The organism is Streptomyces sp. NPDC006544 (assembly GCF_040611715.1).
GTDB lineage: Bacteria > Actinomycetota > Actinomycetes > Streptomycetales > Streptomycetaceae > Streptomyces.
In genome coordinates this window covers 1-11,673 of record NZ_JBEXOV010000153.1, presented here as the reverse complement: position 1 = coordinate 11,673, position 11,673 = coordinate 1, and the positions used below count along the sequence as shown (strand labels likewise).

The 11,673-nt window shown below is 73.4% G+C and carries 9 protein-coding genes; 4 read left to right on the top strand and 5 right to left on the bottom strand.

From position 1 onward, the window contains the following. Positions 1-175: 175 nt before the first annotated feature. Positions 176-1,465 carry a bifunctional GNAT family N-acetyltransferase/ATP-binding protein gene (locus tag ABZY44_RS35725; protein WP_356661361.1) on the top strand — a complete coding sequence of 430 codons (1,290 nt, stop codon included), beginning with the start codon at positions 176-178 and terminating at the stop codon, positions 1,463-1,465. A 394-nt stretch (positions 1,466-1,859) separates the two neighbouring features. Here ABZY44_RS35725 and ABZY44_RS35720 read toward each other — a convergent pair whose 3' ends face one another. From ABZY44_RS35720 to ABZY44_RS35700, 5 genes are all read right to left on the bottom strand, one after another. Beyond that, positions 1,860-2,690 carry a hypothetical protein gene (locus tag ABZY44_RS35720; protein WP_356661359.1) on the bottom strand — a complete coding sequence of 277 codons (831 nt, stop codon included), beginning with the start codon at positions 2,688-2,690 and terminating at the stop codon, positions 1,860-1,862. Further along, positions 2,687-4,270 carry a serine/threonine-protein kinase gene (locus ABZY44_RS35715; RefSeq protein ID WP_356661357.1) on the bottom strand — a complete coding sequence of 528 codons (1,584 nt, stop codon included), beginning with the start codon at positions 4,268-4,270 and terminating at the stop codon, positions 2,687-2,689. The genes ABZY44_RS35720 and ABZY44_RS35715 overlap by 4 nt, the downstream gene beginning before the upstream one ends. Positions 4,271-4,413: 143 nt before the next feature. Continuing rightward, positions 4,414-5,670 carry a Tm-1-like ATP-binding domain-containing protein gene (locus ABZY44_RS35710; RefSeq protein WP_356661355.1) on the bottom strand — a complete coding sequence of 419 codons (1,257 nt, stop codon included), beginning with the start codon at positions 5,668-5,670 and terminating at the stop codon, positions 4,414-4,416. 48 nt (positions 5,671-5,718) lie between these two features. Beyond that, positions 5,719-6,195, bottom strand: a complete 477-nt coding sequence (locus tag ABZY44_RS35705) for an NUDIX domain-containing protein (RefSeq protein WP_356661353.1) — start codon at positions 6,193-6,195, stop codon at positions 5,719-5,721. A gap of 30 nt (positions 6,196-6,225) precedes the next feature. Continuing rightward, complete coding sequence (locus ABZY44_RS35700; RefSeq protein WP_356661351.1) at positions 6,226-7,284, bottom strand: cation diffusion facilitator family transporter; 1,059 nt, start codon at positions 7,282-7,284, stop codon at positions 6,226-6,228. A gap of 166 nt (positions 7,285-7,450) precedes the next feature. Between ABZY44_RS35700 and ABZY44_RS35695 the strand changes: the two genes are divergently transcribed. From ABZY44_RS35695 to ABZY44_RS35685, 3 genes are read left to right on the top strand one after another with little or no spacing between them, the layout of a single operon-like run. Next, on the top strand, positions 7,451-9,799 hold the full coding sequence (locus ABZY44_RS35695) for an FHA domain-containing protein (protein ID WP_356661349.1): 2,349 nt from the start codon (positions 7,451-7,453) through the stop codon (positions 9,797-9,799). A gap of 5 nt (positions 9,800-9,804) precedes the next feature. Next, positions 9,805-10,422 (top strand): hypothetical protein, encoded by a 618-nt coding sequence (locus tag ABZY44_RS35690; protein ID WP_356661347.1) that lies wholly within the window; start codon positions 9,805-9,807, stop codon positions 10,420-10,422. Beyond that, positions 10,422-11,432, top strand: coding sequence for a serine/threonine-protein kinase (locus tag ABZY44_RS35685; protein ID WP_356661345.1), 1,011 nt, complete (start codon positions 10,422-10,424; stop codon positions 11,430-11,432). Before ABZY44_RS35690 ends, ABZY44_RS35685 begins: the two co-directional genes overlap by 1 nt. The last annotated feature ends 241 nt before the right edge of the window (positions 11,433-11,673 follow it).

The window sequence follows — 11,673 nt, the reverse complement described above, 5'->3', positions numbered from 1 at the left end:
CATTCGTCAGTTCATGCCGACGCACCATGACGGCTTCCTGCCCAGAACAGCGGTAGATCCACCATGCCAGGCAAGAGCCATCAGACACTGCCTAGCCTCGCGGCAGCAGCAGCACGGCGGGCAGGCAGCGGGCGGTCCGCAGGCACGCAGGAGCACGAACGAGGGGCGGTACCCGGTGAACTGGCTGATTCACGACTACCGCGAGAGCGATCTCGCGGCCGTTGTCCATCTGATCGACACCACGGCCGAGCTCGGCCAGGAGTCCGTCTTCTCACTCGCCGAATGCATCGGCGCCCTCACCGACCGGCAGCCGTGCGTGGTCGCCGTCCACCAGGGCGTTCCGATCGGCGCCGCGCTCGCCTGCGTCACCGGGGAGCGGGCCTGGGTCATGCGCATCGCCATCGCCGCGGGCTGGCGCGGCCGGGGCCTGGCCAGCGCCCTGCTCGTGGAGCTGGAGAGGCGGCTGATCGCCGCCCGCGTCGGCCGCATCGCGTACGTCCTGCCCGAGGAGGACCTGCTCGGGGAGGGACTGCTCAACGCGGGCTACACCCGGCAGCCCGCCGTGGCCTACTTCGAGAAGACCGAGCCGCTCCACGGACCGGCCGCCGGCCTCCTCGACGACCTCGGCGGCCGCTTCCTGCCGAAGGACCTGTGGGCCGCGGTCGCCGGCATGGAGAAGGAGAAGGACCTCATCGAGCGGCGCGTGGTGCTGCCGCTCGCCGAACCGGAGCGGGCTGCCGCGCACGGGGTGCGCCCGCCGCGCGCCATCACCCTCTTCGGCCCGCCCGGCACCGGCAAGACCACCTTCGCGCGGGCCGTCGCCTCCCGGCTCGGCTGGCCCTTCGTCGAACTGCTGCCCTCCCGCCTCGCCGACGAGGGCAACCTGTCGGCGGCGCTGCGCGACGCGTTCGCCCGGATCGCCGAACTGGAGCGGGTCCTCGTGTTCATCGACGAGGTCGAGGAGATCGCTCCCGTCCGCACCGAGCCCGCGCAGCCCGGCGGGATCCACGGGGTGACCAACGAACTGCTCAAGCTGATACCCGGATTCCGGGAGGGCGACGAACGGCTGCTGGTCTGCGCCACCAACTCCATCCGCTCGCTCGATCCGGCGTTCCTGCGGCCCGGCCGCTTCGACTACCTGATCCCCATCGGCACCCCGGACGCGGGCGCCCGCCACGCGATCTGGTCCCGCTACACGGCGGGGCGCGGCGAGGTGGACGTGGCGGCGCTGGTGGAGGCGAGCGAGCTGTTCACCCCGGCCGACATCGAGCACGCGGCGCGGATCGCGGCGCAGGTGTCCTTCGAACGGGACCTGGAGGCGGTGGGCGCCCGGGGTGCGGCGGCGGCGCCGTTCGGCGCGAGCACGGCGGACTACCTGGCGGCCGTCGCGCAGTGCCGGCCGACGGTGACCCCGGCGATGACGGGGCAGTTCGCGGCGGACATCACCGCGCACGCCCGATTCTGAACCGGGCGCGGAGACCGGGCAAGGCCCGACCGGGCGGCCCGTACGCACGCGGCACCCTGGCGGGGCCGTGACCGTGAAGAGGCCGTACCCCCGGCGGGGCCCGGACGCGAGACGGCCCGCAGCCGCTCCCCAAAGCAGCTGCGGGCCTCCCGCGCGGCCGTGGCATCCGTGCGGGACGGCCACGTTCCGGTTGGGGGTGTGTCGCCGGCTGGAACGTGGCGGCAAGGTGCCGGGAGGACGTCCTGAGCGCCCTCGTCGACACCTTCGAGTCAACCAGCGAGGGGGTCGCCCGCGCCTCGGCCGCAAGGCCCCGGCCGACCCGGCCGGAAGGACCGGTCCCCGCCCCGTTCCCGGATGGACCTCGAGGCCGGTCGCGCCGTGATCCGCGTACCGGCTACGGGCGGCAGCGGTACGTGAACTCCGCGGCGGCCGTCCGCCGTTGCGGGGACACCAGCTGGAGCTCGGCCTTCGCCGGGTAGGTGCCCGCGCCCTGGAAGGTCCACAGCAGGTGCAGCCGGGCCTCCCGCCGTCCGCTGGGCACCCGCTCGGTCAGCTGCTCCGACTGCGTGCCGTCGCTGCGCAGCCAACGGTAGGTGAGGACCCCGGCGCGCCCGTTGGTGTGCACGACGGCCACCACGTCCGCGGTCGCGTCGCACGCGGGACCACCGGCGTCGGTGGCGACCGCCACGTCCCGGACCTCCAGGGCCGGCCCGTAGCGCTGCCAGCCCAGATAGGCGAGGACCGCGAGCAGGACCGCGGTCGCCAGCGCGTACCGCCGCCATTCGCCCTTCCGGCGGGGCGGCTCCGGTCGCGGGTGCAGCGGGAACGGCGCCGGGAGGGCGGCCGTCACCCCCGGCCCGAACCGCAGCACCGACCCCTCGACGCGGTCCGGCACGGCCGCGCCCGGATGCTCCGACGGCCGGGTGACGCCTTCTCCCGGTATCTCCCGGGTCGCGCCTTCTCCCGGTGTCTGCGACGGCCGGGTCGCGTCCCCGCCCGGTGTCTCCGGGGTCGCGTCCCCGCCCGGAGTCTCCAGCCGCCGGGTCGCGTCCTCGCCCGGAGTCTCCAGCCGCCGGGTCGCGTCCTCGCCGGGTGTCCCGACCGGCGGCCGCAACCGCTCGGTCCCGGTCCCGGCCGGGTCCTCGGGCGGGCCGCTGATCCAGTGGCTGCCGAGGACGGTGGCGCTGTAGTCGTCGTCGCCCTGCGGGGCGCGGGGATCGCTCATCGGGGCACGACCACGCAGCGCGGGATCTGGGAGGTCGCGTACGCGTACTGCGGCGAAGCGGCGGGCTTCGTGGAGACGCGCACCGTCAGGTAGCAGGCGCCCCCGCGCGCGATGGCGTGCCGCTGCGACACGGTGCTCTGCGGGCCGGCGGGGGCGGTCAGGCTGTCGGTGCCGTCCGCGACGGTGAGGGCGTTCGGCGCGTCGCCGCGGAACCATTCGAGTACCACGGTCACGGACCCGCCTTTGGCATTGAGGCTCACGAGCGCGTCACCCACCGTGGGCGAGGCCTTGAGAGTGACGGACACCGCGGAGACGAGCACGCTCGGGCTCGGTGTGGGTGTCGGGGATTTGGTGGGCGTCGGTGTCGGGGACGGCGGGCCGCTGTGGCTCGGGGCGGCGGACGCGGACGGCGAGGGCGTCGCGCTGGGAGAGGGGCTGGGGCTGGGACTGGGACTCGGGCTCGGCGGGATCGAGGGCTCCGCGGACGGGGAGGCCGGGGCCGGCCCCGAAGCGCTCGACGTCGCGAAGGCGTTCAGCGCCTTCGCCCCGGCCGGTTCGGCGCCGACCGCCTGGTAGCCGAACACGGCCAGCACGCCCAGCACCAGTGTCGCGCCGGCCGCGACCAGGCCGCGCCGCCCCGGGCTCCAGGTGACCGGGGGCTGGGGCAAAACGGTCGTGGCCAGCGCCGTGGTTCCCTGCGCCGGGGCGCCCGCCGAGGGGAACAGCAGGGGCAGCAGGGCCGCCAGCGCGGCCAGCTTGCGCTGTCCGCGTTCCTCCCATTCGGGTCCGTACGCGGCCCGCGCCACGCCCTCCAGCTCCGCCACGAACGCCTCGGCGTCCTCGGGCCGCTGCTCCGGGGCCTTCGCCAGGCCCCGGCGGATCAGCGGGCGCACCGGCTCCGGCGCCTCGGTCTCGGGCACGGGTGCCTCGACGTGCTGGACCGCGAGCTCCGCGAAGCTCTGGCCGTCGTAGGGCTTGCGGCCGGTCAGGCACTCGAAGAACGTCGCCGTCGCCGCGTACACGTCGGCGGCCGGGGAAGCCGGGCGGCCCTGCCACTGCTCAGGTGCCATGTACGCGGGCGTGCCCGCCGCGCCCGGAGTCGTGCCCATCGGGGTGGCGATGCCGAAGTCGACGAGCTTGGAGGTGCCGTCGGCCGCGACCAGCACGTTCGCCGGCTTGTAGTCGCGGTGGACCACACCGGCCCGGTGCGCGTCCGCCAGCCCGAGCAAGGAGCCCTTCAACAGCACCAGGGCCGCCTCGGGGCCGGTCTGCCCGCACTGCTTGAGCAGGGCGTTGAGGGGGATGCCGTCCACGAGTTCCATCACGATGGCGGCGCCGCCCGGCGCCTCCACGTACTCGTACAGCCCGACCACGTACGGCGAGCCGAGCGCGCCGAGCAGCTGGGCCTCCGCCCGGAATTCCCGGACGAAGGCCGGGTTCTCGAGCATCCTGTCGTTGAGGTACTTCACCGCGACCGCCGTGCCGGTGCCGTCGTGGACGGCGAGCACCACGCGCCCGCTGGCGCCCGAGCCGAGCTCGCGGATCTGCGAGTAACCGGGTACCGACCACATGCCGTTCATGCCTTCTGCCTTCCCCCCGCCGTGCCGTGACCGCGCCTCGGGGCCGGTCGTCCCAGGGCACCGCCCACCCCCTGGGACAGTTTCCGGTCACGGCTGGTTCCCCACCGCGCGGTGCTCTCGGCGGGAAAGGACGGAGCGGGGTCTCAGGCCGCTGCGGCCTGCGCGCCGATCATGGCGTGCAGCCGGTCGGCGGCCGCCCGGCCGAAGGACGGGTCGTTGATGTGGGTGTCGTAGTCGTAGAGCCGGGCGGTGCTGTCCCGAAGCCCGTCCCGCAGCGCCGAGAACAGCGCCCCGTCGGCTTCGGGGTCATGGTAAGGGCCGCCCGGGGCGCCCAGCGTGGACAGTCCGCGCAGTGGGACGCAGACGGCCGTGGGACCGGTGGACGCGCGGAGCTTGGCGGCGACCCGGCGCCCGAGTTCGGCGCATTCGGCCCCGGTCGTACGGATCACCGTGATCGAGGGGTTGTGGACGCGGACCCGACGGTAGCGGACCCGCTCGGGCAGGCTCTCCATCGGACCGAACTTGACCATGTCCAGCGCGCCCAGGCTCACCACCTGGGGGATGCCGGCCCGTCCGGCCGCGCTGAGCCGGTCGGGCCCGGCGGTGAGGATGCCGCCGCACAGGTCGTCGGCGAGCTCGCTGAGCGTGAGGTCGAGGACGCCCGCGAAGATCCCCTGGCCGGCCAGGGTCTCCAGGGTGCGGCCGCCGGTACCGCTGACGTGGAAGACCAGGACCTCGTAGCCGAGCTCGGTCAGCCGCTCACGGGCGGCGTCCACGCCGGGCGTGGTCACCCCCGCCATGCTCGCCGCGATCAGCGGACGGCTGCCCTCGCCCAGGCGGGCCGGCCGTCGCAGCCCCGCGGAGCCGCGCTCGAAGCCCTTGGCCATCCCGGCGACGGCCTCGACGGCGTTGGTCAGGACCGGCTCGGAGATGCTGTTGATCCCCGCGATGTCCACGACGCTGTACATCATCGTGATGTCCGCGGACCCGATGTACGGGGCCACGTCCCCGGACGCCATCGAGGACACCATCACCTTCGGGACGCCAAGCGGCAGGGCGCGCATCGCCCGGGTGGCGATGGACGTGCCGCTGCTGCCGCCGATCGCGAGGACCCCGTGCAGGCGGCCTTCGGCGTGCAGCCGCAAGAGGGTCGCCTCCGCGCCCCGGGCCATCGTGGTGACGGCCGCGCCCCGGTCGGCGGCCGCGCGCAGCCGTGAGAGTTCCGTGCCCGCCGCCCGCGCCACCGCTTCGCGCGGCACGTCGGCGGGCACGCGGGGCTCGTCCATGATCCCCGTGTCGACCATGACCACTTCGACGCCGGCGCGCAGCAGCCTCTCGCGCAACCAGCCGTACTCCACACCCTTGGTGTCCAGGGTCCCCACCAGCACGACGTTCGTCATACGTGCAATGTCCACGCGGGCGGGGTTTGCTGGCAAGTAAAGGTAGGGTCAACCCTCGTCCGCCCGGAGTTCCAACAGCCTTTCCAGGAACGGGATCTGACTGACCACCAGCTTGCTTCTGGCCACGGCGGGAGCGAACCACTCCACCCGGTCCAGCTCGGGGAACTCCGCCAGCCGGCCCGATTTCGGCGGCCATTCCATGGTGAAGGTGCCCGGCACCGCCAGGGCCGGATCGAGGTCCGCCCGCACCGCCCAGACGGTCACCACCTTCCCGCCGGTCATCCGCACCTCGCCCAGCGGCAGGTACGGACCCTCCGGCGGCGGCAGCCCGAGCTCCTCCTCGAACTCCCGGCGGGCCGCGTCGCGCGGGCTCTCCTGCGGCCCGTACTCGCCCTTCGGGATCGACCAGGCACCCCCGTCCCGCCGTTCCCAGAACGGGCCGCCCATATGGCCGAGCAGTACTTCCGTGCCCGTCGCGTCACTCTCCCGGAAGAGGAGCAGTCCGGCACTTCGTTTCGCGGTCATGGGGTGATGTATGCCCCGCGCGGGGGCCGCTCAGTGCGCGTGGGGGCCCTGCCGGTGGACCGGGCCGTGGGAGTCCGCGCAGTGCGGGTCGACCGGGTCCTCGCCGGGGCCGCGGCCGACCGTGAGGAGGGAGTCGTGGGCGTGGTCCACCTGGAGGGTGGTGTGGGTGATCCCGTACTCCTTGGACAGCACGGCTTCCAGGTCCCGGCGCACCGCGTGGCAGTCGCCCTCCGGCGCCACCAGGACGTGCGCGGACAGGGCGGCCTGCCCGGAGGTGATGGTCCAGATGTGCAGGTCGTGGACTTCGGTGACGGGCGGCTGCCCGACGAGCCGGTCGCCGACCGCGTCCGGGTCCACATGCGCCGGAGCGGCCTCCAGGAGGATCCGGCCGGACTCGCGGATCAGCCCGTAGCCCGCCTTGACCATCAGGACGACCACGACGAGCGAGGCGATCGAGTCGGCCTGCCGGAATCCGGTGGTCAGCACGATCAGACCGGCCACCGCGGTGCCGATGAAGGCGAACAGGTCGTTGAGGATGTGCTGGTAGGCGCCCTCGACGGCCAGCGAGGTGCGGTTCGCCTTCGAGATGCACCAGGCCGCCGCGATGTTGACGACGATGCCCGCGAGCGCCGTCACCAGCACCAGCCCGCCCTCCACCGGGGGCGGATCCAGCAGCCGGCGCACCGCCTCGTACGCCAGCCATACCGCCAGCAGGAGCAGGGTGAGCCCGTTGGCCTGGGCCGAAAGTATCTCCGCGCGCTTGAGGCCGTACGTGAAACCGCCGCGCGCCGGGCGGGCGGCCAGCCGCATCGCGATCAGCGCCAGGACGATCGACACGGCGTCCGTCAGCATGTGCGCGGCGTCCGAGATCAGGGCCAGGGAGTGGGCCACGACGCCGATGACCACCTCGACGGCCATGAAGCCGACGATCAGTCCGAGGGAGATGCCGAGCCAGCGGCGGTCGGCGTCGGCGGCGACCCCGTGGCTGTGACCACCCGGCCCGTGCCCGTGGCCGTCGGCGTGCCCCTCGGCGTGCGCGCCGTGGGCCTGTCCGTCGTGGTCGTGCGGCGCGTGGTCGTGCGCGCTCATGGCTTCCCCCGTCAATCGTCCGGTGCTGCTGCCGGGTGCGGCCCCTGAAGTGAAGCGCACCTGCGGACGATGGGCAAAGGCTGCAACGGGGACCGTTGTCATTACCCATAAGCAGCCTCTGACCTGCGGTTATGCCGGGTCGCTCAGAACGTGGGAAACTCTGTGCATGGTTCAGCGCCACGGTGCGGCGACCGCGCCCGAGCTCGTATTGGAAACCGACAGGGGCTCCACCGCACTGAGTCCCCGCCGGACGTACCACCTCGGCCGCGACCCCCTCTGCGAGATCTGCCTCGACGACGCCCGCGTCTCCTGGCACCACGCCGTCCTGCGCCCCGACGGCGACCACTGGACGCTCGAGGACGAGGGGAGCACCAACGGCACCTGGGCCGACGGTCACCGCGTCCGGGAATGGGCCGTCGGGGTCGGCAGCGAACTCCGCTTCGGCCACTCCGACGACGGCCCGCGCGTGCGCCTCGTCGAACCGGCCGGGGCCCGCCCCGCACCCGTCTCCCACCCCGCCATGACCGGCACCTTCCGCCGCGCCGCCTCGGTCCGCCCCACGGCCGACAGCGCCGCCGCCGTCCGCATCGGCCGCGCCCCCGACAACGACCTCGTCATCGACGACCTCGTCGTCTCCCGCCACCACGCCGAACTGCGCGCCCTCGACAGCGGCACGTACGAGATCGCCGACCTGGGCAGCCACAACGGCACCTACCTCAACGGCGCCCGCCTGACCCGGGCCGCGAGCATCGGGGAGGGCGACGTCGTCGGCATCGGACACTCCGCCTTCTGCCTCGTCGGCGACCAGCTCCAGGAGTACGTCGACACCGGCGAGGTCTCCCTCGACGTCCAGGACCTCACCGTCGCCGTCGACCACGGCCGCAAGACCCTCCTCGACCACGTCTCCCTGCCCGTCGGCGCCAAATGCCTGCTCGCCGTCGTCGGCCCCAGCGGCGCCGGCAAGTCCACGCTGCTCGGGGCGCTGACCGGCCTGCGCCCGGCCGATCAGGGCACCGTCCTCTACGACGGGCGCGACCTCTACCGCGACTACGCCGAACTGCGCAGCCGCATCGGCCTCGTCCCGCAGGACGACATCCTGCACGCGCAGCTCACCGTCCGCCGCGCCCTCGTCTACGCCGCCGAACTGCGCTTCCCGCAGGACACCGCCAAGGCCGAACGAGAGGCCCGGGTCGACGAGGTGATCGGCGAACTCGGCCTCCAGGAGCGCGCCGACCTGCCCATCCACAGCCTCTCCGGCGGCCAGCGCAAGCGGGTCTCCGTCGCCCTGGAACTGCTGACCAAACCCTCCCTGCTCTTCCTGGACGAGCCCACGTCCGGGCTGGACCCGGGGATGGACCGCTCGGTGATGCACATGCTGCGGGGCCTCGCCGACGACGGCCGCACGGTCATCGTCGTCACCCACAGCGTGCTCAACCTCAGCGTCTGCGACCGCCTGCTGGTCCTCGCGCCCGGCGGGCGCGTCGCGTACTACGGCCCGCCCGACGAGGCACTCGGATTCTTCGGCTACGAGCAGTGGCCCGAGGCCTTCGAGGCCTTCGAGAGCGAGCGCGACCGCGACTGGGCCGGGGAGTACCGGGCCTCGCCGGCGCAGCGCCGCTACGTCGAGGTCGCCGGCCGGCTCCCGCTCGCCGGGGAGGCCGAACGGGCCGGCGGTGTCGTGCCGAAACCGCCGCCCAAGGCCCAGAGCTGGGGCTCCCAGCTCTCCACCCTGATCCGGCGGTACACGGCCGTCCTCGGCGCCGACCGCACCTTCCTGATCATCATGGTGGCGCTGCCGTTCGTCATGGGCGCCATGGCCCGCGCGCTCGCCGGCAGCGTCCTCACGGCCGAGACGGCGCTGAACGCCCTGTTCATCCTGTGCGTGGGCGGAGTCCTGACCGGCGCCGCCAACGCGGTGCGCGAAATCGTCAAGGAGCGCGTCATCTACCAGCGCGAACGCGCCGTGGGCCTTTCCAGATCGGCCTACCTGATGTCGAAGGTGGTGGTCCTCGGCACGGTCACCGTCGGCCAGGCGGTGGTCCTGACCCTGGTCGGTCTCGCCGGCGTCAAGAGCAACGCCCCGGGCGGCAGAGGCGTCTTCCTGCCCCCGCTGATCGAGATCACTCTCGCCGTCGCCCTGCTGTCCGTCACCGCCATGCTGCTCGGACTGCTGATCTCCGCCCTGGTGAGCAAGGAGGAGGTCACCATGCCCCTGCTGGTCCTGCTCACCATCGTCCAGGTCGTCTTCTGCGGCTCCCTGCTGAAACTCACCGGGGTTCCCGTCATCGAGCAGCTGGCGTGGTTCGTCCCGGCCCGGTGGGCCATGGGGGCGATGTCGAACACCATCGACCTGGGGGCCATCGTGCCCGGCAAGATCACCCAGGACCCGCTGTTCGATCACGAGGCCGGCCTGTGGCTCATCGAGATGGGCATGATGGTCGTCCTGTGCGTGCTCTTCGGGGTGCTGGTGCTCCGGATCCTCCGCCGCCACGAGCCCACCGTCATGCGGAAGTAGCCGCCATGACCAGCCCCGGCGAAGCCGTGGACTTCCGCCCCACCCACATCGTCCCGCAGGAGGGGCTGGCCGCGTGGGAGACCCCCGACATGTCCCGCCCCACCGTCCCGCTCGACGAGTTCCTCCCGGTGCAGCTGCTGTCGCAGCGCGGCGAGTGGGGGGAGATCCTGTGCGCGAACGGATGGTCCGCATGGGTGGACGGACGCATGCTGGTCGCCGTACCGAAGCCTCCGCCGACCGGCGGACGGCCGCTGACGCGCACGGAGGACCCGCGGCCCCTGCTCGAGCGCTGCGCCGGGGAACTGGAACGCTACCGGCGGGCGGTGGCCGACCTCGCCGAGGGGCGGAGCGATGCCGAGTCCTTCCGGCGCGGCGTACGGGGTCTACGGGCCGGGGTCGTCGTCGACGGCGAGTCCGTGTGGCTCTACGACGAGACGTCGCGACGGTGGATGTACGGGGACGGGAGCCGCCTGATGACCTTCGCCGTCGTCGCGGGACCGGGCGCCCCGCCCACGCCGGAGGCGCCGAGGCGTGAACCGGACACCGCGGAGGAGGCCGACGTACGGGACGCGCCGTACGAGCGCACCAGGGTCGTGGACCTGCCCGGGGCGGAGGACGGCTGATGGGGTCGGCCCCGGGAGGCGGCCCGGACGCCGAGCCGGTGCGCGGGCGCGCCTCCGACCTGCGGGGACGGCGCATCGCCGGCTATGTCGTGGAGGACGAGATCGGACGCGGCGGCATGGCGGTCGTCTACCGCGCGCACGACGTACGGCTGGACCGCATGGTCGCACTGAAACTGCTCGCGCCCGAACTGGCGCGCAACGACACCTTCCGGCAGCGGTTCGCGCACGAGTCGAAGGTCGCGGCCGCCATCGACCACCCGCACATCGTGCCCGTCTTCGAGGCGGGCGAGACGGACGGGCTGCTGTACATCGCCATGCGGTACGTGGCCGGCGAGGACCTGCGGGCCCTGATGGACCGGGTGGGTCCGCTGTCCGTGGAGACGGCGGCGCGGATCGCCGCCCAGGTCGCCTCGGCCCTCGACGCGGCGCACGACCACGACCTGGTCCACCGGGACGTGAAGCCCGGCAACATCCTGGTCGCGCAGGGGACGGACAGCGATCATCCGGAGCACGTCTACCTGACGGACTTCGGGCTGACGAAGAAATCGCTGTCGCTGACCGGGTTCACGAGCGTCGGCCAGTTCGTGGGAACCCTGGACTACGTGGCGCCGGAGCAGATCGCCGGGAAGCCGGTGGACGGGCGCTGCGACGTCTACGGCCTGGGATGCGTGGTCTACGAGACCTTGACGGGCGTTCCGCCGTTCCAGCGCGACGAGGACATGGCCCTGCTGTGGGCCCACCAGTACGACGAGGCGCCGTCGGTGACCTCGCTGCGGCCGGATCTGCCGACGGCGGTGGACGCGGTCCTGTGGCGGGCCCTCGCCAAGTCTCCCGAGGACCGCTGGAACAGCTGCCTGGAGTTCACGGGCGCTCTGCGCCGGGCGGGTGCGGAAGTGGACCCGGAGCCGGCGGAAGGGGCCTCCGGGCGCCCCGCGACCCGGGAGGCCTCGGCTTCCGACGGGCCGGCGCCGCCACCGCCGCCGCCGAGGTGGGCGCTGCCCGTGTTCTAAGGGTGCTCCGGACGCGTCCGGCGTCCGGGCGGGGGGCTCGGGGCGCCGGGCGCGGGACCCCCGGCGTCCGGCGCCCGGGGCCGCTGTCCAGCGTGCGGCGCGTACGGCCGGCGTCCCGTGCGGCCCGTCGGCGTCGAGGGCGGCAGCGGCTAGTGTCCTGCGCCAGAGATCCGTCGGCAGAAGCGGGCGAGGGAGTCCAGGATCTCCTCGGCTGTCTTGGTCCAGATGAACGGCTTGGGGT